Here is a 25,152-nt window from a genome sequence, read left to right on the forward strand (position 1 = left end):
AAATACTTGACGTTTTTAGGGATTTCCCCTAAAGGACGACCTTCTAGGCAAAAATCTTAGGGTTTTTCTGAAAACTGCCGATTCGGCAAAGTCTCGGAAGTGGTCTGGAATTAATCAGCCCAGCGGCAATTTCGCTGGGTTTTGTTGTGAAAACAGGTTCTGGAAACACGGAACCGCAACCAAAGGACTATAAAACGTGGCACGTATTTCTGGCGTGAATATTCCCGATCATAAACGGGTAAAAATCGCTCTAACTTATATCCACGGCATTGGTAACACCTCTGCTGTTAAAATCTGTAAAGATCTAGAAATTGCTGACGAACGTCGTATGAACGAATTGTCAGACGCGGATCTTTTGAAAATTCGCGAATACATCGATGCAAACTTCGAAGTTGAAGGCGATCTGCGCCGTGAAGTTTCTATGAACATCAAACGTATGATGGACATGGGTTCTTATCGTGGTCTTCGTCACCGTCGTGGTTTGCCTGTTCGTGGTCAACGTACAAGCACAAACGCTCGCACACGCAAAGGCCCTGCAAAGGCCATTGCTGGTAAGAAGAAATAGGAGGGTTTGAACAATGGCTCGTGAAGCACGCATGAAGCGTAAAGAACGTAAGAACATCACAACTGGTGTTGCACACGTGAATTCGTCATTCAACAACACAAAGATCTTGATTGCAGATGCCCAAGGCAACGCAATTTCATGGTCATCCGCTGGTACAATGGGTTTCCGCGGCTCTCGTAAATCAACACCTTACGCAGCTCAGATGGCTGCTGAAGATGCTGGTAAAAAAGCACAAGAGCACGGCGTTAAAACTTTAGAAGTAGAAGTTCAAGGTCCAGGTTCTGGCCGTGAATCAGCTCTTCGCGCCCTAGCTGCAATTGGTTTCAACATCACAGCAATCCGTGACGTTACACCAATGGCACACAACGGCTGTCGCCCACCAAAGCGTCGCCGCGTATAATAATTCTGGGCTGGTTTTAGGGCTGGCCCAACGTCATTTCAACCTCGAGCGTTTGCTGTTTCGGATCCATAACAGTGAACAAGAATGGAGGCCCACATGATCCATAAGAATTGGCAGGAACTTATTCGTCCTAACCAACTAGACATTAAACCAGGTGCAGATCCTTTGCGCTCTGCGACAGCTGTTGCAGAACCTTTGGAGCGTGGCTTTGGTTTGACACTAGGTAACGCATTGCGTCGTGTATTGTTGTCATCTCTGCAAGGCGCAGCGATCACTTCTGTGCAAATCGACAATGTATTGCATGAGTTTTCATCAGTTGCTGGTGTACGTGAAGACGTAACAGACATCGTTTTGAACCTTAAAGGCGTGGCTATTGCCATGGAAGCCGAAGGTCAGAAACGTGTTTCTATCTCTGCAAAAGGTCCTGGTGTTGTAACCGCTGGCGATATCACTGAAACGGCTGGTATTGAAGTTCTAAACAAAGATCACGTGATCTGTCACCTAGACGATGGCGCATCTTTGTTTATGGAAATGACTGTTGAAACAGGCAAAGGCTACATTGCTGGCGACAAAAATCGTCCAGACGATGCGCCTATTGGCTTGATCCCAATCGATGCTTTGTTCTCACCTGTTAAGCGCGTGTCATATGATGTGCAACCAACACGTGAAGGTCAGGTTCTTGATTATGATAAACTGACTATGAAAGTTGAAACAGACGGTTCAATTTCTCCTGAAGATGCAATCGCGTTTGCGGCACGTATCCTTCAAGATCAATTGTCAGTCTTCGTAAACTTCGACGAGCCAGAATCTGCGAACCGCCAAGAAGAAGAAGACGAGTTGGAATTCAACCCACTTCTACTGAAGAAAGTGGACGAATTGGAATTGTCTGTGCGTTCAGCAAACTGCCTGAAGAACGACAACATCGTTTACATCGGCGATTTGATCCAAAAGACAGAGGCAGAAATGCTTCGTACGCCAAACTTTGGCCGCAAGTCATTGAACGAGATCAAAGAGGTTCTGACTGGCATGGGTCTGCACCTAGGTATGGACATTGTGGATTGGCCACCGGACAACATCGAAGAGTTGGCTAAGAAATACGAAGACCAGTTCTAATAAAGTTTCGGGCAGGCTTACGAGCCTGTCCAAAAAATGCCCACAAATGGTGGGGAATATCTGGGCAATAATGCCCCAAGGAGTGTGAGACCCAACGCAGGCTCGCCAGACAAAGTAAAAACGAAGATAAAGGATTAATATTATGCGTCACGCACGTGGTTACCGCCGCCTAAATCGTACACATGAACACCGTAAAGCGTTGTTCTCGAACATGGCTGGCTCGCTTATTGAACATGAGCAAATCAAAACAACATTGCCGAAAGCTAAAGAACTTCGCCCAATCGTTGAAAAACTAATTACATTGGCAAAACGTGGTGATCTTCACGCACGTCGCCAAGCCGCATCAAAACTAAAGCAAGAAGCATATGTTGCTAAACTGTTTGAGGTTTTGGGCCCACGCTACAAAGAGCGTCAAGGTGGTTACATCCGCGTTCTTAAAGCGGGCTTCCGTTATGGCGATATGGCACCTATGGCGATCATCGAATTCGTTGATCGTGATGTAGATGCAAAGGGTAAAGCCGATAAAGCTCGCGTTGCAGAAGAAGATGCAGCCGAAGAATAAGTTTCCCCTACGTTAGTATTGGAAATACGAAAGCCCTGCTGCGAAGTGGGGCTTTTTTGTGTCATAAATTTGAAAAGTTACCTGTCTAAAGGTTAGTTTTTGTTGACTATTCTATATTTTCGCCCTCTAAGGAAGTATGGCAGATAAAAGTAATTTAGATAGTGAATTAAAAAAACTCGAGGAAATTTCTCCTCTGGGCTATAGTATTGGTTTGCATATTCGTTTCGCTTCCCCACTTATTTCTTCGCACACGTGGTCGAAGAAATGGCAGGATCATTATACCAACAATGTCTATGGTTTGCGTGACCCTATGGTCGCTTGGTCATTTGCTAAACAAGGCGTTTGCCGCTGGAATGAATGCCCTCTCCCAGACCCTTTTGATATTATTAAGCAAGCCCGTGAGCATGGGCTTAAACATGGTGCAACAATCTCTCATGGACGCATTTCCTCACGATCTATCGTGGGAATCGCACGTGAAGATCGTGAATTTACCATTGATGAACTCTTAGAAGCACAGAAAATCGTAATGGATCTTCACCGTAAGGCTGAATTACCTGCGCGATTAACGGATGCCCAACGCGAAGCTTTAGAGCTTGTTGCTGATGGGTATCGATACGAAATGGCAGCTGCAAAGCTTGGCATATCGGTGAGTGCTTTCAAGGTAAGATTGTTTTCTGCGCGCTCTCGTCTGTTGGCGAAAACGACTGCAGAAGCAGTGCAACGTGCGAAGGACTATAAGCTATTGTAACTTAGTAGCCCGTCAGAATTATTACCCCAGCTTGTAGTGAATATTAATGCCTATTTAAAGGATGAGGCTACTATGCAAGCGACTACTTTATCATTTAACAATATCCATACTTATGGAGAATTATTTACGAATTTGCTCAAAGCACGTTATGAAAGTTTCTCTTTAGGGAAGCCTGCGGAAACCCCTGGAACTGAAGGAATGGAGTTTGACCAATATGACACTCCTGATAGCCGTTGGGTCGCTATTCATGATGCTGGGCATGTTCTTGGTGGTTTCCGGCTAACACCAACAACGGCAGAATGTGGCATGTATTCTTATATGATCAAAGATGCGCAAGCTGGGTTGAGTGAAGCAATCCCAGACGACCTTTTGTATGTAGAAGCACCATGCGCCCCTCATATTTTTGAATTTTCCCGTTTTTTTATTACTGATGGGCTACCTTCGCATACACGGAAAACCGTACAGTCACGTTTGTTGTATGCGTTGTTGGAAACACGTCAAACACTGGGTGTTGAGATTGTTTTGGGTTTGGGCTCTGTCAGCTTGGGGCGCTGGATGAAACGTAGCGGTTTGGAAATTGATCCGTTGGGCCCGATTATTGAAATCGATGGTAAAGAACACCAAAGCTATATCGTGAACCTGCCTGAGGTTGCACTGTAAGGAAAAGCTTTTGTGCTGATTGCAAGCTTCTGACTGCTGTGAGATACATGCCCTATGGCGGATTTATTTGACACAGTTGGCGCAAAGCCTGAACACGCGGAAAAGAACACTCCGCTTGCAGATCGTATCAGACCTCGGACATTGAACGAGGTGATTGGTCAGCAGCATCTGATTGGGGATGATGGTGCGCTGACGTTGATGTTGAAATCCAGTAGTTTGGCGTCGATTATATTCTGGGGGCCACCTGGGGTGGGGAAAACAACATTGGCAAGATTACTTGCCAATGAGACTGACAAAACATTCGTCCAAATAAGCGCTATTTTTTCAGGTGTCGCTGATCTGAAAAAGGTCTTTGAGGCCGCTAGGCTACGTCGTTCGAATGGCACACAAACATTGCTGTTTGTGGATGAGATTCACCGCTTTAACAAATCCCAGCAAGATAGCTTTCTGCCGTTTATGGAAGATGGCACAATTATTTTGGTCGGTGCCACGACAGAAAACCCATCGTTCGAGTTGAACTCTGCGCTTTTATCGCGATCACAGGTTTTGGTGTTGGAACGGTTGGAGTTGAAAGATCTAGAGCTTATGGCGCAACGTGCCGAGGCTGAGGTTGGAGAAAAGCTGCCACTAAAGGCCGAAGCACGCGAAGCTCTGCTGGAAATGGCAGATGGCGATGGGCGCAGCTTACTGAACTTGATCGAACAATGTTTTGGTTGGGGTTCAAAAAAGCCAGTTGATATTGAGGATTTGTCGAAACGCCTACAACGGCGTGCCGCGCAATACGATAAATCTGGGGACGGGCATTACAATCTGATTTCTGCACTGCACAAGTCGGTGCGGGGTAGTGACCCCGATGCTGCATTATATTGGTTTACACGTATGTTGGATGGCGGCGAAGACCCGCGGTATTTGGCGCGGCGTATTACACGTATGGCTGTAGAAGACATCGGGTTGGCTGATCCGAATGCGCAAGCCGTATGTTTACAATCGTGGGAAACCTTTGAACGACTTGGCAGTCCAGAAGGTGAACTGGCTTTAGCGCAGGCGCTGATCTATTTGGCTTTGGCTCCGAAATCGAATGCAGCTTATGTGGCTTATAAAGCGGCTTACGCGCAGGCTAAATCTACAGGTTCTAAGAAGCCACCTAATCATATTTTGAATGCGCCAACTAAGATGATGAAAGAGCAGGGGTACGGTGATGGATATGCCTATGACCATGATGCCGAGGATGGGTTTTCTGGTCAGAACTACTTCCCTGATGGTATGAACCGTGGTGTGTATTATTTCCCCGTTGAACGGGGTCATGAGCGTGAATTCAAAAAACGCATGGATTATTTTGCAAAATTGCGTGTTAAAAGGAACGCGGACAAAAAATAAACGCGGCTTTACTCTCGTATCCCGTCATAAAGCGCAGTAAGGGTACCGCGAATTTAGGGGATGATCCCAATGTTAAACACAATCGGACTTGTTGCAGTTGGCGGCGCTATTGGCGCTGTTTGCCGTTATAGTATGGTTCTATGGGCTGCGCGCATGTTTGGCGCAGGGTTTCCTGTGGGCACGATGATTGTGAATATTATCGGTTCGTTTGTCATGGGCATGATTGCAGTGGTGTTTATGCACAAGGTACATCATCCCGTTATTGTGCCGCTTGTGATGACTGGTGTTTTGGGTGGTTTCACAACATTTTCTGCATTCTCGTTGGATGCACTCGCATTATTTGAAAAAGGTAAGATCGCAAGCGCTGGGTTTTATGTTTTTGGGTCGGTTGGTTTATCCATCTTTGCCCTGTTTTTGGGTTTAATCTGCGCGCGGAGTATATGGGCATGAGCCGAGTACAAATGTTAGAAGTCGAAGCCGACGGCGACGGCCAACGTGTTGATCGTTGGTTACGTAAACGTTTTCCGCATCTCAGCCAAATACGGATCGAAAAGATGTGCCGTAAGGGTGATTTGCGCGTGGATGGTAAACGCGTGAAAGCGAACAGCCGTGTGGAAGAAGGCCAAAGTGTGCGTGTACCACCGATCCCAGATGAAGGCGCTGCTGAAGTACGCGGGCGTGAGTATCATGTGTCTGACGCAGATGCCGCGATGATCCAATCCTGCGTGTTATATAAAGACGACGATATTATCGTTTTGAACAAACCGGCTGGTTTGGCAGTGCAGGGCGGAACGAAGACAAATGTTCACGTAGATGGTTTGGCCGAAGCGTTGAAATTCGGCAATGATGATAAGCCCAAACTGGTACACCGTTTGGACCGAGATACGTCTGGCATTTTGCTTTTGGCACGCACAGGTAAAGCGGCACAATGGCTGGCGAAAGCGTTTCAATCCCGTGATACGCGTAAGATTTACTGGGCTGCAGTTGCTGGTGTGACACGCCCTAAATTGGGAACTATTCGGTATGGCTTGGTCAAAGCTGGTGGTCATGGGCCAAATGGCGGTGGTGAAAAGATGTATTGTATCCATCCGAATGAGGTGGATGCTACGAAGGGTGCAAAACGTGCCACGACGGATTATGCCACGATCAATGAACTTGGGCGCCGTGTATCTTGGATGGCATTGGTGCCAATCACAGGCCGCACGCACCAATTGCGCGCACATATGGCAGAGATCGGAAATCCGATCATTGGCGACGGTAAATATGGTGGCAGCGCACAGGTGAATGACGGTGATGGTTGGGGATCACAGTTGGGTGGTGACATTAGTAAGAAGCTGCACCTTCATGCGCGTTCTATTTCGTTTGATCACCCATCAACAGGTCGCCGCATGACATTCACAGCAGATTTGCCAGACCATATGAACCGTACATGGGAGTTTTTGGCCTGGGATATTGCCGATGCACCTGCGGATCCCTTTGAAGAGCAGTTTGAATAATGGCAGATTGGGCGCAAAAAGTATTTTGGTCTGAAGTCAGCGTTGGCAAAGTGGCAGAGGGGTATTCTATTTTGCTGGATGGACGTGAAGTCCGTACGCCATTAAAATCGAAATTATATGTACCGACTGAAGCGTTCGCGCATGAGATAGCTAAAGAGTGGGCATCACTGGAAGAGAAGGTTGATCCTGAGAAGTTACCGCTGACGAAAATTGCAAATGCTGCGATTGATAAGGTATCTGTCCAGTCTGATGCTATCATTCCAATGTTGGCTGAATATGCGACAACGGATTTGCTATCTTATCGTGCCGTTTCCCCCGAAGGATTGGTTGAGCGCCAACAAATGACATGGGACCCTTTGCTGGATTGGTTTGCAAAAGAATATGATGTGACTTTGAAAACAGGCACTGGTGTAATGCCTGTCGAGCAGGCACCTGATGTGCTGGATGTGTGTTCGAAGATTTTACAAAAATACACAGCTTTTGAATTGGCTGCAGTTTATGATTTGATTACTTTGTCTGGGTCGTTTGTTATTGGTCTTGCGACTGCCCAAAAACGCATCGACGTTTCGACGGCTTGGGCGGCTTCACGCATTGATGAAGAGTGGCAAATTGAGCAATGGGGCGAAGATGAAGAAGCGACGTCTCTTACGAAAGCTCGCTGTGATGCCTTTAAACGTTCCTTTTTTGTTCTGAAAATGATCTAAAGATTGCTATATATAACATTTGTTTTTTTATTTTTGCATAAAAACAGGGCATTAACGCGACGAAAACATGACTCGTCCCTTGACGTGCAAGCCAACTCCTGTCCAAATGTGGGTCTAGATTAAGGGATTCCTTACTCTATCAATAATACTGGCTGTGATGGCCGGGAGAGAGCCCCTAATGGGGCTGACCATCAGGAAGAGGTAAAAAAATGAAAAAATCTGTATTTCTAGGCACGCTAGCCGCAGCATCTGTAGCTGCTGGTGTAGCTGCTGCGGGTACGCTTGACGATGTCAAAGCTGCTGGCGAACTAAAATGTGGTGTTTCCACAGGTCTAGTTGGTTTTGCTGCTGCTGACGCGAACGGTAAGTGGGGCGGTTTCGACGTTGATGTATGTCGCGCTGTTGCTGCTGCTGTTTTGGGCGACGGCTCAAAAGTTAAGTTCGTACCAACAACTGGTAAAACACGTTTTACTGCTTTGGCTTCAGGCGAAGTTGACATGTTGGCACGTAACACAACATGGACATTCTCACGCGATGTAGACCTTAAGTTTGAATTCGTTGGTGTGAACTACTATGACGGCCAAGGTTTCATGGTTCCAAAAGCATTGGGTGTTACATCTGCTAAAGATTTAGACGGTGCTACTGTATGTATCCAAACTGGTACAACAACAGAGTTGAACTTGGCGGACTTCTTCCGTTCAAACAACATCTCTTACGAGCCAGTTCCAGTGGAAACAAACGCTGAAACACAAGCTCAATACCTAGCTGGTGCATGTGACGTTTACACAACTGACGCATCTGGCCTAGCGGCTACTCGTGCGACATTTGAAAATCCAGATGACCACACAGTACTACCAGAAATCATTTCTAAAGAGCCTTTGGGCCCACTAGTACGTCACGGTGACAACCAATGGGGCGACATCGTTCGCTGGACATTGAACGCTTTGATCACAGCTGAAGAGCTAAACATTACATCTGCAAATGTTGCTCAATCTTCAGCCGCTGCTGGTAACAACCCAGAAGTTAACCGTCTGTTGGGTACAGAAGGTGACTTGGGCGCGATGCTTGGTCTAGACAAAGCATGGGCATCTCGTGCAATTGCGAATGCTGGTAACTACGGTGAAATCTTCGCGACTAACATTGGTGAAGGTTCTCCAATCGGTATCGCACGTGGTTTGAACGCTCCGTGGACAGATGGTGGTTTGATCTACTCTCCACCTTTCCGTTAATCGGTTAGAGTTAAGGGCGCAGCATAGTCTGCGCCCTTTTCTTATATAAAAAAGACTTACAAAAAACTCCGGGGAGGGAAGGTTTTGATGTGAGCACGCACATCAAGCCACTAATCATTACCCGCATAAAAAAGGGAGTGTAGACACATGTCTGCAATAACCGATCCAGTTAAGGGCGGTTTCCGACCAAGCATGCTGTTGTACGATACACGTTATCGTTCAATGACAATCCAGATTATCGCCCTCGTTGGCTTTTTAATCGCGATTGGCTGGCTGGTCAGTAACACAGCACAAAACCTTGCTGATCTTGGTAAACCACTAGGATTTAGCTTTTTATGGGAACCAGCAGGTTATGATATTAACCAGCGGTTGATCGAATATAATTCACAAATGACACACGCACGCGCGTCACTGGTAGGTGTTCTAAACACTATGTTGGTGGCATTTCTTGGGTGTATCACAGCGACAGTCATCGGTGTTTTGGTGGGCGTTATGCGTCTTTCGAAAAACTGGTTGATCTCGCGTTTAATGACAATCTACATCGAAGGCTTCCGGAATGTTCCTGTTCTGCTTTGGATTTTGATCACGATGGCTATTTTCATCGAAGTTTTCCCACAGCCAAGAGACTTTCGTGGTGAAGATGCTGTCGCATCTATGTCATTGTTTGACAGTGTCGCATTAACAAACCGCGGTATTTATATTCCAGCACCAACTTGGTTTGCTGGGTCAGGCGCTGTAATCGCAGTATTCTTGGCATCTATCGTCGGTATGGTCTTCTTTGGTAAATGGGCGCGCAAACGCCAAGAACAAACAGGTGAAATCCTGCCAACGTTCTGGATCAAACTTGCGATTTTCTTTGTTCCAGCCATTCTAGCCTATTACATTTTGGGCAAGCCAATTGGTTTGGAATATCCAGAATTGAAAGGCTTTAACTTTAAAGGTGGCTTCTACATGCGGAACTCGTTGATCGCATTGTGGTTTGCTTTGTCTCTTTATACGGCTGCATTTATCGCGGAAACAGTTCGCTCTGGTATTCAGGCCGTTTCTAAAGGTCAAACAGAAGCTGCTGCTGCTTTGGGCCTTCGCCAAGGACGCATCACAAGCTTGGTTGTTCTACCGCAAGCTTTGCGCGTGATTATCCCACCGATGATTTCGCAATATCTGAACCTGACCAAAAACTCGTCATTGGCGATTGCGGTTGGCTATATGGATATTACGGGCACATTGGGCGGTATTACGTTGAACCAAACGGGCCGTGAAATGGAATGTCTGATGATCCTTATGGCGATCTATCTGGCAATCTCGCTAACAATCTCGACGGTTATGAATTGGTATAATGACCGCGTTAAGTTGCAGGAGCGTTGATATGACAGATTTTTCATATGTACGTACGGAAATGCTGGAAGAACGCCCAGCACCTACATCGCAAACGGGTATCGTTAAATGGTTGCGTGAGAACTTGTTCTCATCTGTACCAAACGCGATACTATCTATCGTGGCACTTTGGGCGATTTATTTCACCCTAAGCCACTTGTTACCGTGGGTTTTCCAATCATCATGGACAGCTACCTCACTGAAAGAATGCCGCGCGAGTATTGCGGCAGCTCATGGTGAAGGCACAACAGGTGCATGTTGGGCAGTTATCCGTGAACGCTATTTGCAGTTGATCTATGGTTTCTATCCAGCTGACAGTTACTGGCGTCCGAACCTGGCCTTCATTATGATGTTGGTTGCTTTGGCTCCTGTATTGTTCAACAGCATTCCTAAGAAGATGATGCTGTTCACAGCTCTTTACCCATTCATTGCCTTTTGGTTGCTATGGGGCGGCTCTATCTGGTTGCCACTTTCTGTGATCGCTGGTTTCGTATTGGGTTATGTAGCGTTGAACGTTGTAAGCAAAGCTTCAAGCGAGTTGGTGGGCATGATTGCTTGTGCTGTTGTTCCAATTCTTTGGTTCTTGTTCTTTGCAGGACCTGTTGCTGATATTATGCAAGGTATCATTCCGATCTCACTTGAAAGCGTTGAATCTGCAAAATTTGGTGGCTTTATGCTGTCTATTCTGATCGGTATCACAGGTATCGCATTCTCATTACCAATTGGCATTGTATTGGCGTTGGGTCGTCAGTCTGATCTGATGATTGTGAAAGTGATCTGTGTTGGCTTTATCGAATTCATCCGCGGTGTTCCGTTGATCACATTGTTGTTCGTTGCATCAACATTGTTGAACTACTTTATGCCTCCGGGAACAAACTTCGATATCATCTTGCGTGTTATCATTATGGTGACCTTGTTCGCATCTGCCTATATGGCCGAAGTGATCCGGGGGGGCTTAGCAGCCTTACCAAAAGGACAATACGAAGGTGCAGACAGCCTTGGTCTTGATTTCTGGCAAGCAACACGCCTGATTATCATGCCGCAAGCGTTGAAAATCTCGATCCCGAATATCGTATCGACATTTATCGGTCTTTTCAAAGACACCACGCTTGTTTCGATCATCGGTCTTTTGGACCCGATCGGGCTTTCAACCAATATTCGCGCGGACCAATACTGGAACGGAATTATCTGGGAACTTTACGGCTTTATCGCTGTAATCTTCTTTGTCTTCTGTTTCGCAATGTCTCGTTACTCAATGTATCTGGAGCGCAAGCTTCAGACAGGCCACTAAGGAGTTATTCTCATGGCTACAGCAAAAAAGTTAGAAGTATCTGACAAAGTCGCAATTCAAATCGATGCGATGAACAAATGGTATGGTTCATTTCACGTGCTTAAAGACATCGACCTAACGGTTTATGAAGGTGAGCGTATCGTGATTTGTGGACCATCTGGTTCTGGTAAATCAACGCTGATCCGTTGCATCAACGCGTTGGAAGAGCATCAACAAGGTAAGATCACTGTGGATGGCACTCACCTGTCATCTGATCTGAAAAACATCGATACGATCCGGTCAGAGGTTGGCATGTGTTTCCAACACTTCAACCTGTTTCCGCATCTGTCGATCCTTGAAAACTGTACTTTGGCACCGATGTGGGTTCGCAAGATCCCAAAGAAAGAAGCCGAAGAAACAGCGATGCACTTCCTTGAAAAGGTGAAGATTCCTGAGCAGGCAGATAAATACCCTGGCCAGTTGTCTGGTGGTCAGCAACAACGTGTGGCGATTGCGCGCTCACTGTGCATGAAGCCACGCATCATGTTGTTCGATGAACCGACATCTGCGCTTGACCCAGAGATGATCAAAGAGGTGTTGGACACCATGATCGAACTGGCGGAAGAGGGCATGACAATGCTTTGTGTGACGCACGAGATGGGCTTTGCCCGTCAGGTTGCAAACCGCGTGATCTTTATGGATGCGGGTCAAATTGTGGAGCAGAACGAACCAGAAGAGTTCTTTAACAATCCACAATCAGAACGCACACAGTTGTTCTTGAGCCAAATCTTGGGTCACTAAGAATACAGTTTATAAAGTTAAAAAAGCCCCGCTATTGTGCGGGGCTTTTTGTCTTCGATGAATGGTATTTTTTATTTTTTTAGTTTGCCTAAATCTTTTTTCACTGCATCGGCTAATTTTACACCTGCATCAGAAAGCATTTCGTTTTTGGTTTTCCCTGGAGTTACAAGCGTGACTACACTAACAGGCCGATCTTCGACTATAGTGGTTTTTGTACTCAAATCTTTTATACCATATTCGCAAATCAAAAATACATTAGTAAGTAAATTAACGGTTTGAGAGAACTTCGTTGGTAGCTGAACTCTACATTTTATATCAAATGCGTAAGGTTTTTCGCCTTTGAAAGTGCTAAGTTTAGCTTTTAACTGTGGAAGCACAGCGGCCTTTACTGCGTTATCGTTTGTAATTCCTGTGATTACACCATCATCATTATTTGTTGCGTCATCCAAAGGTCCCGAATAACTAATTTCACGAAAATTAAAGTTTTGGTCTAGGTTAAGATTAGGAGGAGCGCAGCCTGCTAATAAAACTAATGCGAGACATTTTATTGGTTTCATATAATGGTTGCCTTTCAAAAATGATTGTCACTTTTCGCACATGTATACGTGATAATGAGTATTATAAGATAGGATATAAATGTACTTCTAGGATATGTGCCAGACTTTATTAATGAAATTAGTTGTCGAGATTTAAAGGTAGATACAAAAATAGCAACCTGAATGAAGTTTTTTATCATTAGTGCGTTACAACATAGAGCAGAACTTGAAAGTTTGATGAAAAACAATTGAACAAAATATAGGAATTGCTTTATGAAGCTACGCACACCCCGTCTTAAATTATCTAAAAAGAACTCCTGCATATTATTAGGTCTTGCTGCATGCTTGTCATTTGGAACGTTTTCAGCTCGTGCTGATATCGTGCTTGAGGATGGTGTGACACCGCATAAAGGTATTGATGCGCTATATGAAAAACTGGCGGCTGCGACGGCGTCTTTAAATACCGAAAGTTTTTCCAAGATATATGCCGAGGATGCATTTTACCTCATTCCAACCGCACCTCTTATCCAAGGTATTGATGGTATCAAACCAGATTGGGATGATTGGTTTGTCTGGATGAAAGAAGGCAATGGATCTCTTGATATGGATTTTAGGATCGTTGCCAGGGAAGTGCATGATGATGCCATTGGGTATGACATAGGCTATGCGAAAACATTGCAGAAACGCCCGAATGAAGCGGATGTAACCTATGAAACCAAGTTCGTTGTGGTGACAAAGAAACTGCCGAATGGTGAATGGCGGTATCAGGTTGATGCTTACAGTCAGCTTAAGAAGGACAAATAGAAATCGCCCAAATTTAAAAACCCCTTAGTATTTAAATAACATTTGAACAAATCATCCCCTTACAGACAGGGGTGGTTCATTTTTGAAAACAGGATTACGATCATGAAGAAAATCTTCGCACTTATATCAATAATTTCAGTAACTCTATTGAGCACGCTGCCCCTTTACGCAAATGCACAAGACAACAAAGACCTTGTCGTTAAATTCTACCAACAAGCCCTGATCGAGAAAGATGTTGAAGCGGCTGCCATGGCGTATCTTTCAGAAGGGTACATTCAGCATAACCCTAATGTTCCAACGGGTCGCCAAGGACTTATTGACGGGTTGTCAGGATGGTTTGCGGCTGTGGATGTAGAGATGTCAATCGTGCGTGCGATTGCCGAGGATGATTTTGTTGTTTTGCATGTAAAGCAGGTGTCAGGTGGCAAAACCAAGGCTGTTATAGATATTTTTCGCGTTGAAAGCGGAAAGATTGTGGAACACTGGGACGTGTCGCAAGAAGTGCCAGAACAGATGGCGCATGACAATGGAATGTTCTGATTGAGCCATTAATGGGAATTAGATTTAGAGAGCTTCAAAAGCCCCGCAATTATATGGGGCTTTTTATTATACTATATTTATCCCAACCGACGCGGAATAATAAACGCTTCCAGCTTACCTGATCGCAATGACAGCTCTGACCAATCTGCAATATCGAAATCAATCACAGTAGTAGCGGCTGTTGGGTATTTATACAAATCACGGTCCTTGGGGCGACTTTCCAACAACTCTTCTGCAAAGGCCGATACGCCTGGGTTGTGGCATAGAAATAAGACTGTGTTGGCATGAGCTGCCGTAAGTTTTTCACGTAATAGACTGCCGTGGGCGTGATATAAGCTGCGGTCGAATGTCGGTTCGATCTCTAAACCCATAGTCTCTTTCAGCCCCGCCCATGTTTCCATGCAGCGGACTGCGGTGGAACAGATGACTTGGTCTGGCACATAGTTATTTTCAACCAACCAATTACCAATCATCACGGCGGATTTGCGTCCACGGTCGTTCAATGTGCGGTCGTGATCGGATAAATCCAGATTGTCCCAGCTAGACTTTGCATGGCGCATTAGAATGACACGTTTCAAACTGTTATCTTCCTCGAAAGGCCCGCATATGTAGGGCTGATTGTGCGTCTTGTCGGTTGGCACCTACGCTGATGGGGCAGGACCTGCGAGCTATACAGCCCATGGTCATACATTCCGCACCTGCATCTGTGTCCAGATAGGCGTGACAAGCCTGAACATTATAGCCATTCGGGCCAAGCGCGTCTACGGGACAAGCGACAACACAGGGTTTGGTTTCACATGTGTCGCAAGGTTTTTTAGGGGCTTTGGTGGGAAGGTCTAAAATTTCGTCAAATGCCAGTGCACCGCGGTACGAAACCATTAATCCTGTTGTATCGTGGATTAACATGCCAACGGGGGATGCCCATGCGCGGCCTGATTGCTTTGCCCATGCAATGAATGGTGCGTATGGCGGGCCGCCAAAGGGGAAAATGGCGTGGGCCGATACGGTATTGGCGAGGTCAGTTAAGACACGTGTGGACCAGCGATCGATGGGGTTTCGCGTTTTGTCTGTGTATTCGGGTGATTTGGTGAATATGTTCCAAAAATCCGCCGATGGACCAAGCATGACAAGTGTCTTGGCTTCGCTCATATCATCCGCATCAGGATGGAATGCACCGTATATATCCAAACCTGCCGGCGCGATGGTGGTTTGGATATCTGTTAGCTTCATTTTGCGCGAAATGGCAGCCATAGGCTCCATCCCAGTTTAGATGGACGATCGTCTTGCCATTGCAGACCGATGGTCATGTCATCATGGCTTTTTTCGGGTTGGGCAATATAGGTGCCAAACATGCGATCCCAAATAGATAATGAAAAACCATAGTTGCTGTCATGCTCATGGCGGTGCACCGAATGATGCACGCGGTGCATGTCGGGTGTGACAAGGATCAGACGCAGGTATTTATCGACTGTAAGCGGCAGTTTGATGTTGGCATGGTTGAACATTGCGGCACCATTAAGAATGATCTCGAACAGTATCACCGCCAATGCTGTTGGGCCAAGGATGTAAACTGCACCGATTTTGATCAGCATCGATATAGCGATTTCGATAGGATGGAACCTGATAGCCGTAGTCACATCAATATCGACATCCGCATGATGTACGCGGTGTAGTCGCCATAAAAGCGGGACTTTATGTGTGATCAGGTGCTGTGCCCAGATCACGAAATCCAGCACCAAAATAGCAATTAGTATTTCCAGCCAGTTTGGCCAGTTTACCGCCCCCAAAATCCCCCAGCCTTTGGCGCTGGCGTCAGCAGCGGCAGCAACGGCCAGTACGGGCAACAGAACTGCCATGAGGCGCACTGTAAGCGTATCAATGACAGTAATGCTGATATTGGTGAACCAGCGTGCTTTGCGGGTTTGACTGCGCACACGGCGTGGTAAGAGTGCCTCTGCACTGGCTAAGAGCGCAAAGAGGCCCAAAAAGACCATCAGACGTATTGCGACTTCGTTTTCCATACCAACACCTTATCTATTAGGCGCGGATCATGCTTCCTGCGCCGTAATCTGTGAACAACTCCAGCAAACATGCATGAGGTGCACGTCCATCCATAATCACAACTGCGCGAACGCCACCATTTATCGCATCTAATGCCGTTTGCGTTTTGGGGATCATGCCACCAGCAATAACCCCTTCTTTGGTAAGTGATGCAACTTGATCCGAAGTCAAGTTTGTCAGCACATCGCCTTCGGCATCTTTCACGCCTTCAACGTCAGTTAAAAGCAACAAACGATCGGCATCTAGTCCAGATGCGACTGCACCTGCTGCTGTGTCACCGTTGATATTGAATGTTTCACCGTTTTCGCCCGTTCCAATTGGGGCAATTACAGGGATAAATCCGCCGTCTGTCAGTGACTTTATCACTTCCGCGTCTACTTTTACGGGATCGCCGACCATGCCCAGATCGCCCGCAGCTTTTACACACTGGATAAAGTTGCCGTCTTTGCCAGACAGACCAACAGCTTTGCCACCTTGGTTGTTGATGGCTTGGACGATGTTTTTGTTCACTTTACCAGACAGAACCATTTCCACGACTTCAACTGTTTCAGGTGTGCTGACACGTTTGCCGTTTACGAATTCAGTTGGGATATCCAATTTTTCTAACATGGAATTGATCATAGGGCCGCCACCATGCACGATGACAGGATTCAAACCGCACTGACGCAACATAACTACATCGCGTGCAAAGTTATCCATAGCCTCGGCACTGCTCATCGCGTGACCGCCCAGTTTGATCACGACCACAGCGCCATCATAGCGCTGCATCAAGGGCAAGGCTTCGCTCAAAAGTCTGGCGGTTGCAATTGAATCGCGTTTCATTGCTTTGGACTTCTCCATGTCATTCATCCGTATTGTCTATCTGTAGTTTTCATAACCTTTTGTGATGGATGCGCCAAGGGTATTGCAACTTGTTTGAAATTCTTGGTTAATGTCTGCAACACTTCTGACACAGATAGGTTTTGATCATGGCAAGTTTTGACCAAAAGAAAATCACAGAAATTCATCAACATTTGCACAGCCATTTGCCATCGGATTCTGCGCTGCGTGTGAAAGCGCTGGAAACGATTTTAGTGGAAAAAGGCATGGTCAAGAGTGAAAGCATTGATCGTTGGGTTGAAGTTTACGCAGACGATATTGGCCCCAAACGTGGTGCCCATGTTGTTGCTCGGGCTTGGACAGACCCCGCATTTAAGGAGCGCTTGTTGGCTGATGCCGCAAGTGCTGTGGATGAAATGGGATATAAAGGCCCAGCTTCAGGGCATCTGAAAGCGGTAGAGAACACAGATGATATACATAATGTGGTCGTTTGTACGCTCTGTTCTTGTTACCCATTTGCGATTTTGGGCATGGCGCCAAATTGGTATAAAACGGCTGCTTACCGCGCCCGTGTGGTGCGCGAACCTCGAGCGGTGTTGGAAGAATTTGGTGTGACACTTGGGGAAGATGTTGGAGTGCATGTTTGGGACAGTACAGCAGAATTACGTTATATCGTGATCCCACAACAGCCTGCGGGGACGGATGGTATGTCGGCTGAAGAATTGGCGGCGTTAGTGACGCGCAATTCTATGATCGGGACAGACCGTGATTTGAAGGTGGGTGCATAATGGACGGTATTCACGATTTAGGTGGTAAACTTGGTTATGGCTCTGTGGATGTGAATGAGCCAGAAGAGCCTTTTCACTATGATTACGAGGGCCGCATGTGGGCGATGTCGCGGATTGCGAAAGCACCTGATATCAACATTGACTGGTGGCGGCATGTGCGTGAATTGATCCAAGAGGATGATTATCTGAACCGTCCATATTTCGATAGTTGGGCGCAAACGACAATTGCGACGATGATCGATTCCAAAGTGTTCACGACGGATGAATTGGCAAGTGGGGTGTCGGCTACGCCACCTTTGGCGGATGTTCTGGAAGTGGATTACGAAGGTGTTTTGCAGCAAAATGCCGAGATAGCTTTTGATTTTTCACGCCCTGTGGATACAGAACCTACATTCAGTGTTAGCCAAACGGTTGTAACGAATAAAGAGGGGCACAGTGGGCATACGCGATTGCCCGAATACGCGCGTGGGAAAACGGGTGTGATACACAGTTACCACAACGCGCATTGCTTCCCCGATGATTATGCAAAGGGAAAGCCAAGTGCGCAGCATTTGTATACCGTGGCTTTTACTGCAACAGAATTATGGGGAGCAGATGCCAACCCGAATGATCGTGTGACGTTGGAGTTGTGGGAGGATTATCTTGCACCCAAATAACGATACATTGATCCCCTTGCAGCGGTTGGATGACCAACCATCGTTTGATGAAGCATGGCAAGCACAGGTTTTGGCAATTGCTCAAAACCTTGTGGATGAGGGTACTATTGCTGCCGCCGATTGGTCGAACGCGTTGGGTGTTGCTTTGCGCAAACATCAAGTAAATGCGGATATGGATACGCCAGAAGTGTATTACAAAGCTGCGCTAGAGGCATTGGAAACGGTGTTGCAGGACAAATGTGATGTCCCACAAGATTTGATGGATGAACGTAAAGCGGATTGGACCCATGCGTATGAAACAACACCGCATGGTGAGCCTGTTGAACTGCCTTAGCAGTCTAAGCTGGCAATAGATTGGCCGCAGTTTCATCGCGGTGCTTTTTTAGATACCGCATGAACGGTGTGCTTCCTGTGCGCTGGTGGGCGGTATATGTGCAACTGATCTAGGGAATTTTAATGGGTCTGCTGCATGGCGGATACCCATAAGGGCATCCATTGTAGGGACTTCGAAAGATAAAAAGCTGTAAGCGTTGATTAGATCAATGTTGCGATCACAGAGCGCAGCGTATCTATACCATCGCCTTTTTCAGAAGAGGTCAGAATGATTTCTGGGAATGCGGCTGGGTGTTTTTGTAAAACATCCTTGGTACGTTGAAGTGATTTTTCCAATTCTTTACCACGTGGTTTATCGCATTTGGTTAAGATCACCTGGAATGTTACAGCGGAGCGGCCGAGCAATGTCATGATCTCTTCATCCACAGGTTTGGCACCGTGGCGGCTGTCGATCAAGAGGAACACGCGGCGCAATGATTGGCGGCCAGACAAATAGGCTTTTAACAGACGTTGCCATTTTTCAACGATGGCAACAGGGGCATTGGCGAAACCGTAACCTGGGACATCTACAAGGTAGTGTTCTTCGCCTAATGTGAAGAAGTTAATCTCTTGTGTGCGGCCTGGTGTATTAGATGTACGTGCAAGGGCTTTGCGTCCTGTTAAAGCATTAATCAAGCTAGACTTGCCAACGTTTGAACGGCCTGCAAAACAAACCTCAAGACGGTCCGCAGGTGGCATGCCATCCATGGCGACAACACCTTTTAAGAACTCTGCACCGCCAGCAAACATCTTGCGGCCAATTTCACGCTCTGAGTATTCAGGGCGTTCTGTAATTTTGAATTCTAAGTCCATTACAGAACCTCTACCATATCATTCACAGAGATTGCGCCAGATTTTGTGACAACGCCAAAAATACCAAAATCACGGTGCCCCCAGTTGTCTTTTAATGTATTCAGGGTTTGCAGATCAGAAACACCTGTGTCTGGATTTACAGTTGTTGCCATACAGCGTTCGATACGATCTATGATTTCCAACTCTACCTGACCGATGCGGATATGTTTTCCAACCCAACCGAATTCTTCCCATGGCTCGGCTGTGCCATCTAACCAGATGTTGCCACGGAACCTGCGTTGATCAAGTGATGCGCCAATGGTTTTTGAGAACTCATCCAATGATGCTTTGGTCAATATAGAAAGGGTCTGTGCACTACTGTCTGTCATGCCGCGGCCTGCTTTGAAAACATGTGATGGCAACGAACGTTTTGGATCGCTGATTTTTGTGACCCATTCAATTAAATCGCGTGCATCAGATGCATCTTCTGGGTTCACTGTGATGTTGTCCAAATCGGGATGTTGTAATGTAATTTTACTAGTCACTTCATCGTACTGAGATGTAACGGCCATCAATTTATAGCCACGCGCGCCACGTGCAAAATTCAAACAACGTACCCATTCAGGATTGGCATAGTCCACTTTGGCATCAGCATGGGCCAAAGCCCAATGACGATCCCAAGGCATAGTTTTACCTTTCTGTAAGGCAACCGATCCAAGCTGTTCACAGCCGACACCCTTAATCGGGTGCCGCCATAGATCAGTTACTGTGATCATTTGCTTTCCGCTTCTTCTTTTTTGAAGCGTTTGAAAATGTTGCCCAAGATATCTGGTTTCACACCTTGGCTGCGCATGATTGTGTATTGCTGAATGAATGTGATCGTGTTGTTGGCCACCCAGTACAACACAAGACCAGCTGCGAATTGGCCCAACATAAACATGAACACCCAAGGTAACCACGCAAATATTTGTGCTTGCGTTTTATCGGTCGGGGCTGGGTTCAGCTTTTGTTGAAGCCACATCGTGATACCCATAAGGATTGGATAAACACCGATAGAGAAGAATGCAAAGATTGTGCCAACTTCAGGTGTACCCCAAGGGAACAGGCCGAACATGTTTAAGAAGGATGATGGGTCTGGTGCAGACAAATCGTGTATCCAGCCAATGAATGGTGCGTGATACATTTCGATCGTTACAAAGATCACTTTATAGAGCGAGAAGAAAATTGGAATTTGTAGCAAGATTGGCAGACAACCAGCTGCTGGGTTGACCTTTTTTTCTTTGTATAATGCAAGCACACCTTTTTGCATCGCTTGCTTATCTTCTCCGTGCTTCTCCTTTAGCTTTTCCATTTCTGGCTGCAGCTCTTTCATACGTGCCATTGACACGTATGATTTGTAGGCTAATGGGAACAACAACGCTTTGATCAAAAGTGTCAGGCCAATAATGGCAATACCCATATTTCCGATAAGATTGTTCAATAAGTGCAGTACAAGGAAAATTGGCTTGGTTAGGAAGAAAAACCAACCCCAGTCAATTGAATCGATGAAACTGTCTACGTTTGCATTTCTTTCATAGTCTTTGATGATTTCGTATTCTTTTGCACCTGCAAACAGTGATGTTGTGATGCCTTGTGTGGCGCCTGCTGGAATTACCATGCTTGGAAGACGTGCATCCGTTTGGTATGTATCGCTGTTTGCAGAATACTTAGAAACAGAGTTAAAAGCTTGCCCTGTATTCGGGATTAAAGTTGTCATCCAGTATTTATCTGTAAAACCGATCCACCCGTTTGCTTCAACGTCCACAGCACTGACAGCTGCGTTTTCACGCGGGTCGATTGCTTCATCTGGCATATCGTCGTAATCGATTTCTTCGATCTCACCATCGCTGGCGCGAACAACACCTTCGTGTAGAATATAAAAGCCGATTGTTTCTGGTTCACCTTGACGTGCAATGATCCCATATGGTGCAAGGCGTACATCTTCGTCTGTCGTATTTTCTACGGATTGTTCAATGTTGAACATATAGTTGTCATCCACGCTGATTGTGCGGCGGAAGATCAGACCTTTATCGTTTTCCCACTTCAATGTGACAGGAGTTGCTTCTGTGATGATGTCACCACTTTCAACAGCCCATTCAGTATTTGCATGAGGAACATCATTGTAAGTTAAACTGTCGTATGGTGTCCAACCGTGTAGCGCGTAATAAGCTTTTGGCCCGCCTGTAGGGGATAGCAATGTAATCTTGTCGGAAGGATCATTCAGGCGAACATTGTAATCAGTTAAATGCAGATCATCGATACGTGCACCTTTTAGAGAAATTGAGCCATCCAAACGGGGCGTTTTAATCGCAATACGATTTGTCTTTGTAAGGGCATTTTCACGTGTCCCAATTGTCTCAGCAGTATCAACAGGTACACTTGTTCCACCTGCCGCTGGTGCTGATGCAACAATACTTCCATCAGGTTGTGTGCCAAGTGATTGATTTGCGCCGCCACGTCCATCTGCAACAACTTTTTCTGGTGGAATAACCTCAGGTTGCTCTGGTGGGAAAATAAGGAACCAACCTATAATAACAAGGGCGCTTAGGGCCATGGCTAGCATTAGGTTTTTGTTTTCGTCGTCTTGCATCGATGCGTCCTGAGAAGGTTGTAAAAGGGTTGGCTCGGTTCAATAGAAAACCCGCCAAAAGGTCAAGGTTTTTCGGCGTCATTTGGGTTCGGGCGCACCAATCCTGCAAAGTCGAACAGGCCTTGGTCCAAAAGGTGGGTGGGGCGGGCGTTCATTAGGCTTTTGAACATCACTTGACGGCGGCCTGGGCTGTTGGCTTCCCACTGGTCCAAAATCGCCTTCACTTGCTGCCTTTGCAACCCGTCCTGAGAGCCACATAAGTCACATGGAATGATCGGATATTGCATGTCACGCGCGAACTTTTCACAGTCTTTTTCAGCCACAAAAGCCAGTGGGCGATAGACGAATAAATCGCCCTCATCATTCACCAATTTCGGCGGCATTGTCGCCAAACGACCACCATGGAAGAGGTTCATAAAAAACGTTTCCAACATGTCGTCGCGGTGGTGCCCAAGTACGACGGCTGAACACCCCTCTTCGCGTGCAATTCTGTATAGATTTCCGCGTCTTAGGCGGGAACACATCGCGCAATATGTCCGACCCATCGGCACTTTTTCTTTGACGATGGAATACGTATCTTCGTATTCAATACGGTGTTCCACACCCATCTTTTCCAGAAACTCTGGCAACACAGTTGCAGGGAAATTTGGCTGCCCCTGATCAAGGTTACAGGCCAGCAATTCCACAGGCAAAAGCCCACGCCATTTCAGTTCATGCAGTACTGCCAAAAGCGTATAGCTGTCCTTGCCGCCTGACAGGCAGACAAGCCATTTGGCGCCGCGTTCGATCATGCCATATTGCTCGATCGCTTCGCGGGTTTGGCGCACAATACGCTTCCTAAGTTTCTTAAACTCTGTTGTGCTGGGCGCACCTTCGAAAAGGGCGTGAATATCGGTGGTTTCATCTAACATAGCGCCCCTATACCGCGTGATTCCCTGATTTACCAGTGAACGCTTTGTTAAGTCTGCGCACGCTGGGGGAATGAGGGGCAAAAAGCGGTGTATGATCGGCGTGCACCGTACGTGCACAGGGCGTATGACATTTGTACGATTTAACGAAACACCAAACACAGCTTATTTCTGATGCGGATTTCGCCAACATTGGTCTGATTTAGAAAAGCGGTGATCAGGGGGAGGAGTGGATCATCGGGGTTCAGGTGCCCTTCGTCGAACAGCATCTGTAATATCAAATATCTGGTACGTTTGGTTATATAAATGGTGTGCAAACTGCTGCTGTGTGGAAAAATCATCATGGGCAAATACGCCGCTCCCTTAAATCAAATATACAAATGAAAACGGCCGTCGGTTTGATCCGACAGCCGGGGAGTTCGTTAGCCGCGCACGCACGACTGCTATGACCTTTAGGCCGAGACCCTGGACATACGCCATAGCCTCCCCGACCTTTGAAAATCGAGGAGTACCATTTCGGTTGATACCAACCGACGTGCGTGGGGTAACGACACCCCGAGATAAGCTGTGGCTCATCCTGCGGTTAGGATAGGGGATGTGTGGGGGCTAGGGAAGGGGGGATTTTGAAACTATTGATCGAAAAACATTTGCTAGTTTGTTTGCCGATCGGCTATTAGATTTAATATTATACTAGAAAGCTAATTATGACTTCATTTAACCGTAATGAGATAATCCGTTTAATTAAAGCGTTTAACAAAGAGGCCGCAAAGCTACATGATGTAAGTATTGAACAGGTTGTAATCACACAGTCAAACCTTGGTAAACAAGAAGTTGAAAACTCTGGTCACTATGTACTTCTTTGGCAGTATTATGGCTCCGTTGGAGGTGATGATGATATTGAAAACCTTTTGGAGAATTTGAAGAGAAGTGATTTGCAGATTGGTATGAAAGGCGCAGAGCTTTCGCAATTTGCTATAGTTAAAGGAAAGAAGCAACAAAGGGATAAGTTTATTAAACTAGCTTTACGAGCTGGAAATTTGTTTAACAAAGAACAGGCAGAAGAAATAAAGCGTCGAGTGTTGAATGATATTACTGATGCCGAAAAGAAAAATAAACCATCAAAAAAACCTATTAGCGTAGTTAATGATAACGGCTTGGCTATTTGGATTAATTATCTAATATATTATTTATCGATCACTCATTCAGGAAGGGAATTTTCTAGGATTATTCAACCTGAACCTTTTACTCTCTCATTACTTGTTCTTGAAAAGTTGTTAGACGATGGAATGGTTGGAAAGAGTGATCGCTCAAACAAACGTATAGAAGACTTAGACTTTGAAGTTGCTGTTTCTTTTCCAGGTGAGCAGAGAAAATATGTTTCTGATGTAATGAAGGTTCTTCGGAAGGAATTAGGCGTTGATAAAGTATTTTATGATTTAGATTACCAAGCACAGCTAGCGCGTCCGAACTTAGATACTTTATTGCAAAGTATATACCATAAACGTTCTAAGTTGATCGTTGTATTTCTTGCTACTGAGTACAATGAAAAAGAATGGTGTGGCTTAGAGATGAGAGCGATAAGAGATATCATTAAAAGTAAAGATGATGAGCGTTTAATGTTTGTTAAGTTTGATGATGCGGTTATTGAAGGACTTTTTTCAATCGACGGATATATAGATGCAAAAGTAAACAAGCCGAGAAAAGTTGCAGAATATATCTTAGAACGAGTGAAGCTTATAAAAGATACTTAATTGCCATTGTTTTTGTTGACCTTTGCACCCGCCCGTGGGGGCGGATCGGGTGCTGCTTTTGAAAAGCAAAAGCGGGGTGCGATTGGATGTGGTGTTTTGTATGATCGTTGTTTCAAGAATATCTGTGGGATCGGCTCTCGCGCATTGCTTTGCAATACGCTGCCGCTAGACCATTGCAAGCAATGGTCTTGGGTACT

Annotated in this window: 29 protein-coding genes; 20 read left to right on the forward strand and 9 right to left on the reverse strand. The window is 46.0% G+C overall.

From position 1 onward, the window contains the following. The first annotated feature begins 196 nt into the window (after positions 1–196). From rpsM to F9L33_RS11820, 14 genes are all read left to right on the forward strand, one after another. The gene (gene rpsM, locus F9L33_RS11755) at positions 197–565 is read left to right on the forward strand and encodes a 30S ribosomal protein S13 (protein ID WP_152142996.1); all 369 of its coding nucleotides are present in this window, start codon (positions 197–199) and stop codon (positions 563–565) included. 13 nt (positions 566–578) lie between these two features. Next, positions 579–965: a 30S ribosomal protein S11 gene (rpsK, locus tag F9L33_RS11760; RefSeq protein WP_152142997.1), complete on the forward strand. Its 387-nt coding sequence runs from the start codon at positions 579–581 to the stop codon at positions 963–965. 96 nt (positions 966–1,061) lie between these two features. Further along, complete coding sequence (locus F9L33_RS11765) at positions 1,062–2,078, forward strand: DNA-directed RNA polymerase subunit alpha (RefSeq protein ID WP_193222037.1); 1,017 nt, start codon at positions 1,062–1,064, stop codon at positions 2,076–2,078. Between the two features lie 142 nt (positions 2,079–2,220). Continuing rightward, the gene (gene rplQ, locus F9L33_RS11770) at positions 2,221–2,640 is read left to right on the forward strand and encodes a 50S ribosomal protein L17 (protein WP_152142999.1); all 420 of its coding nucleotides are present in this window, start codon (positions 2,221–2,223) and stop codon (positions 2,638–2,640) included. 136 nt (positions 2,641–2,776) lie between these two features. Beyond that, complete coding sequence (locus tag F9L33_RS11775; protein ID WP_152143000.1) at positions 2,777–3,388, forward strand: autoinducer binding domain-containing protein; 612 nt, start codon at positions 2,777–2,779, stop codon at positions 3,386–3,388. 72 nt (positions 3,389–3,460) lie between these two features. After that, complete coding sequence (locus tag F9L33_RS11780) at positions 3,461–4,048, forward strand: acyl-homoserine-lactone synthase (RefSeq protein WP_152143001.1); 588 nt, start codon at positions 3,461–3,463, stop codon at positions 4,046–4,048. 54 nt (positions 4,049–4,102) lie between these two features. Continuing rightward, entirely contained in the window at positions 4,103–5,425 is a 1,323-nt protein-coding gene (locus F9L33_RS11785; protein ID WP_152143002.1) for a replication-associated recombination protein A, read from the forward strand. Between the two features lie 69 nt (positions 5,426–5,494). After that, positions 5,495–5,875: a fluoride efflux transporter CrcB gene (gene crcB, locus F9L33_RS11790; protein ID WP_152143003.1), complete on the forward strand. Its 381-nt coding sequence runs from the start codon at positions 5,495–5,497 to the stop codon at positions 5,873–5,875. After that, positions 5,872–6,921 (forward strand): RluA family pseudouridine synthase, encoded by a 1,050-nt coding sequence (locus F9L33_RS11795; RefSeq protein ID WP_152143004.1) that lies wholly within the window; start codon positions 5,872–5,874, stop codon positions 6,919–6,921. The genes crcB and F9L33_RS11795 overlap by 4 nt, the downstream gene beginning before the upstream one ends. Next, the gene (locus F9L33_RS11800; RefSeq protein WP_152143005.1) at positions 6,921–7,625 is read left to right on the forward strand and encodes an ATP12 family chaperone protein; all 705 of its coding nucleotides are present in this window, start codon (positions 6,921–6,923) and stop codon (positions 7,623–7,625) included. Before F9L33_RS11795 ends, F9L33_RS11800 begins: the two co-directional genes overlap by 1 nt. Before the next feature lie 209 nt (positions 7,626–7,834). Then, the gene (locus F9L33_RS11805; RefSeq protein WP_152143006.1) at positions 7,835–8,854 is read left to right on the forward strand and encodes an amino acid ABC transporter substrate-binding protein; all 1,020 of its coding nucleotides are present in this window, start codon (positions 7,835–7,837) and stop codon (positions 8,852–8,854) included. 147 nt (positions 8,855–9,001) lie between these two features. Beyond that, a complete protein-coding gene (locus F9L33_RS11810; RefSeq protein ID WP_152143007.1) occupies positions 9,002–10,219 on the forward strand; it encodes an amino acid ABC transporter permease in 1,218 nt (405 codons plus the stop codon). 1 nt (position 10,220) lies between these two features. Beyond that, a complete protein-coding gene (locus F9L33_RS11815) occupies positions 10,221–11,519 on the forward strand; it encodes an amino acid ABC transporter permease (RefSeq protein ID WP_152143008.1) in 1,299 nt (432 codons plus the stop codon). Between the two features lie 12 nt (positions 11,520–11,531). Beyond that, the gene (locus F9L33_RS11820; RefSeq protein WP_152143009.1) at positions 11,532–12,299 is read left to right on the forward strand and encodes an amino acid ABC transporter ATP-binding protein; all 768 of its coding nucleotides are present in this window, start codon (positions 11,532–11,534) and stop codon (positions 12,297–12,299) included. 71 nt (positions 12,300–12,370) lie between these two features. Here the strand turns inward: F9L33_RS11820 and F9L33_RS11825 are convergent, their stop codons facing one another. Beyond that, positions 12,371–12,856, reverse strand: a complete 486-nt coding sequence (locus F9L33_RS11825; protein WP_152143010.1) for a hypothetical protein — start codon at positions 12,854–12,856, stop codon at positions 12,371–12,373. A 252-nt stretch (positions 12,857–13,108) separates the two neighbouring features. Between F9L33_RS11825 and F9L33_RS11830 the strand changes: the two genes are divergently transcribed. Both F9L33_RS11830 and F9L33_RS11835 read left to right on the forward strand, forming a co-directional pair. Next, positions 13,109–13,639, forward strand: a complete 531-nt coding sequence (locus tag F9L33_RS11830) for a hypothetical protein (protein WP_152143011.1) — start codon at positions 13,109–13,111, stop codon at positions 13,637–13,639. A gap of 102 nt (positions 13,640–13,741) precedes the next feature. Next, complete coding sequence (locus F9L33_RS11835) at positions 13,742–14,179, forward strand: nuclear transport factor 2 family protein (RefSeq protein ID WP_152143012.1); 438 nt, start codon at positions 13,742–13,744, stop codon at positions 14,177–14,179. Between the two features lie 77 nt (positions 14,180–14,256). Here F9L33_RS11835 and F9L33_RS11840 read toward each other — a convergent pair whose 3' ends face one another. The 4 genes from F9L33_RS11840 to argB are packed head-to-tail and all read right to left on the reverse strand — an operon-like array spanning position 14,257 to position 17,080. Continuing rightward, a complete protein-coding gene (locus F9L33_RS11840; protein WP_226804106.1) occupies positions 14,257–14,757 on the reverse strand; it encodes a histidine phosphatase family protein in 501 nt (166 codons plus the stop codon). 4 nt (positions 14,758–14,761) lie between these two features. Then, entirely contained in the window at positions 14,762–15,430 is a 669-nt protein-coding gene (locus F9L33_RS11845; RefSeq protein WP_226804108.1) for a ferredoxin, read from the reverse strand. Continuing rightward, a complete protein-coding gene (locus tag F9L33_RS11850) occupies positions 15,406–16,200 on the reverse strand; it encodes a sterol desaturase family protein (protein WP_152143014.1) in 795 nt (264 codons plus the stop codon). Before F9L33_RS11850 ends, F9L33_RS11845 begins: the two co-directional genes overlap by 25 nt. Before the next feature lie 16 nt (positions 16,201–16,216). After that, positions 16,217–17,080 carry an acetylglutamate kinase gene (gene argB, locus F9L33_RS11855; RefSeq protein WP_226804110.1) on the reverse strand — a complete coding sequence of 288 codons (864 nt, stop codon included), beginning with the start codon at positions 17,078–17,080 and terminating at the stop codon, positions 16,217–16,219. 128 nt (positions 17,081–17,208) lie between these two features. Here argB and nthA point away from each other — a divergent pair, with 128 nt between their 5' ends. The 3 genes from nthA to F9L33_RS11870 are packed head-to-tail and all read left to right on the forward strand — an operon-like array spanning position 17,209 to position 18,837. After that, positions 17,209–17,847: a nitrile hydratase subunit alpha gene (nthA, locus tag F9L33_RS11860; RefSeq protein ID WP_152143015.1), complete on the forward strand. Its 639-nt coding sequence runs from the start codon at positions 17,209–17,211 to the stop codon at positions 17,845–17,847. Then, positions 17,847–18,503, forward strand: a complete 657-nt coding sequence (nthB, locus tag F9L33_RS11865; RefSeq protein WP_152143016.1) for a nitrile hydratase subunit beta — start codon at positions 17,847–17,849, stop codon at positions 18,501–18,503. Before nthA ends, nthB begins: the two co-directional genes overlap by 1 nt. Further along, a complete protein-coding gene (locus F9L33_RS11870) occupies positions 18,490–18,837 on the forward strand; it encodes a hypothetical protein (protein ID WP_152143017.1) in 348 nt (115 codons plus the stop codon). The genes nthB and F9L33_RS11870 overlap by 14 nt, the downstream gene beginning before the upstream one ends. A gap of 200 nt (positions 18,838–19,037) precedes the next feature. On the opposite strand, the gene yihA is transcribed toward F9L33_RS11870, so the two are convergent. The 4 genes from yihA to ttcA form a co-directional block, all read right to left on the reverse strand. Then, complete coding sequence (gene yihA, locus F9L33_RS11875; protein ID WP_152143018.1) at positions 19,038–19,688, reverse strand: ribosome biogenesis GTP-binding protein YihA/YsxC; 651 nt, start codon at positions 19,686–19,688, stop codon at positions 19,038–19,040. Continuing rightward, positions 19,688–20,443, reverse strand: coding sequence for an MOSC domain-containing protein (locus tag F9L33_RS11880; protein ID WP_152143019.1), 756 nt, complete (start codon positions 20,441–20,443; stop codon positions 19,688–19,690). The genes yihA and F9L33_RS11880 overlap by 1 nt, the downstream gene beginning before the upstream one ends. Next, positions 20,440–22,296, reverse strand: a complete 1,857-nt coding sequence (gene yidC, locus F9L33_RS11885; RefSeq protein ID WP_152143020.1) for a membrane protein insertase YidC — start codon at positions 22,294–22,296, stop codon at positions 20,440–20,442. The genes F9L33_RS11880 and yidC overlap by 4 nt, the downstream gene beginning before the upstream one ends. 62 nt (positions 22,297–22,358) lie before the next feature. Then, positions 22,359–23,207: a tRNA 2-thiocytidine(32) synthetase TtcA gene (ttcA, locus tag F9L33_RS11890; RefSeq protein ID WP_152143021.1), complete on the reverse strand. Its 849-nt coding sequence runs from the start codon at positions 23,205–23,207 to the stop codon at positions 22,359–22,361. Positions 23,208–23,908: 701 nt separating this feature from the next. On the opposite strand from ttcA, the gene F9L33_RS11895 reads away from it, so the two are divergent. After that, positions 23,909–24,955, forward strand: coding sequence for a TIR domain-containing protein (locus tag F9L33_RS11895; RefSeq protein WP_152143022.1), 1,047 nt, complete (start codon positions 23,909–23,911; stop codon positions 24,953–24,955). Positions 24,956–25,152 lie beyond the last annotated feature (197 nt).

This window comes from Amylibacter sp. SFDW26, assembly GCF_009184395.1.
Lineage (GTDB): Bacteria > Pseudomonadota > Alphaproteobacteria > Rhodobacterales > Rhodobacteraceae > Amylibacter.

Bases quoted from the DNA above. Each gene is read 5' to 3' on its own strand.
- F9L33_RS11775 (WP_152143000.1), top strand. From the start codon at position 2,777: ATGGCAGATAAAAGTAATTTAGATAGTGAATTAAAAAAACTCGAGGAA.
- F9L33_RS11835 (WP_152143012.1), top strand. From the start codon at position 13,742: ATGAAGAAAATCTTCGCACTTATATCAATAATTTCAGTAACTCTATTG.
- F9L33_RS11805 (WP_152143006.1), top strand. From the start codon at position 7,835: ATGAAAAAATCTGTATTTCTAGGCACGCTAGCCGCAGCATCTGTAGCT.
- nthA (WP_152143015.1), top strand. From the start codon at position 17,209: ATGGCAAGTTTTGACCAAAAGAAAATCACAGAAATTCATCAACATTTG.
- yihA (WP_152143018.1), bottom strand. From the start codon at position 19,688: ATGGACTTAGAATTCAAAATTACAGAACGCCCTGAATACTCAGAGCGT.
- F9L33_RS11785 (WP_152143002.1), top strand. From the start codon at position 4,103: ATGGCGGATTTATTTGACACAGTTGGCGCAAAGCCTGAACACGCGGAA.
- argB (WP_226804110.1), bottom strand. From the start codon at position 17,080: ATGGAGAAGTCCAAAGCAATGAAACGCGATTCAATTGCAACCGCCAGA.
- ttcA (WP_152143021.1), bottom strand. From the start codon at position 23,207: ATGTTAGATGAAACCACCGATATTCACGCCCTTTTCGAAGGTGCGCCC.
- F9L33_RS11815 (WP_152143008.1), top strand. From the start codon at position 10,221: ATGACAGATTTTTCATATGTACGTACGGAAATGCTGGAAGAACGCCCA.
- F9L33_RS11800 (WP_152143005.1), top strand. From the start codon at position 6,921: ATGGCAGATTGGGCGCAAAAAGTATTTTGGTCTGAAGTCAGCGTTGGC.
- F9L33_RS11795 (WP_152143004.1), top strand. From the start codon at position 5,872: ATGAGCCGAGTACAAATGTTAGAAGTCGAAGCCGACGGCGACGGCCAA.
- crcB (WP_152143003.1), top strand. From the start codon at position 5,495: ATGTTAAACACAATCGGACTTGTTGCAGTTGGCGGCGCTATTGGCGCT.
- F9L33_RS11810 (WP_152143007.1), top strand. From the start codon at position 9,002: ATGTCTGCAATAACCGATCCAGTTAAGGGCGGTTTCCGACCAAGCATG.
- F9L33_RS11850 (WP_152143014.1), bottom strand. From the start codon at position 16,200: ATGGAAAACGAAGTCGCAATACGTCTGATGGTCTTTTTGGGCCTCTTT.
- F9L33_RS11830 (WP_152143011.1), top strand. From the start codon at position 13,109: ATGAAGCTACGCACACCCCGTCTTAAATTATCTAAAAAGAACTCCTGC.
- F9L33_RS11895 (WP_152143022.1), top strand. From the start codon at position 23,909: ATGACTTCATTTAACCGTAATGAGATAATCCGTTTAATTAAAGCGTTT.
- F9L33_RS11765 (WP_193222037.1), top strand. From the start codon at position 1,062: ATGATCCATAAGAATTGGCAGGAACTTATTCGTCCTAACCAACTAGAC.
- F9L33_RS11780 (WP_152143001.1), top strand. From the start codon at position 3,461: ATGCAAGCGACTACTTTATCATTTAACAATATCCATACTTATGGAGAA.
- rpsK (WP_152142997.1), top strand. From the start codon at position 579: ATGGCTCGTGAAGCACGCATGAAGCGTAAAGAACGTAAGAACATCACA.
- nthB (WP_152143016.1), top strand. From the start codon at position 17,847: ATGGACGGTATTCACGATTTAGGTGGTAAACTTGGTTATGGCTCTGTG.
- rplQ (WP_152142999.1), top strand. From the start codon at position 2,221: ATGCGTCACGCACGTGGTTACCGCCGCCTAAATCGTACACATGAACAC.
- yidC (WP_152143020.1), bottom strand. From the start codon at position 22,296: ATGCAAGACGACGAAAACAAAAACCTAATGCTAGCCATGGCCCTAAGC.
- F9L33_RS11880 (WP_152143019.1), bottom strand. From the start codon at position 20,443: ATGATCACAGTAACTGATCTATGGCGGCACCCGATTAAGGGTGTCGGC.
- F9L33_RS11845 (WP_226804108.1), bottom strand. From the start codon at position 15,430: ATGGCTGCCATTTCGCGCAAAATGAAGCTAACAGATATCCAAACCACC.
- F9L33_RS11820 (WP_152143009.1), top strand. From the start codon at position 11,532: ATGGCTACAGCAAAAAAGTTAGAAGTATCTGACAAAGTCGCAATTCAA.
- F9L33_RS11825 (WP_152143010.1), bottom strand. From the start codon at position 12,856: ATGAAACCAATAAAATGTCTCGCATTAGTTTTATTAGCAGGCTGCGCT.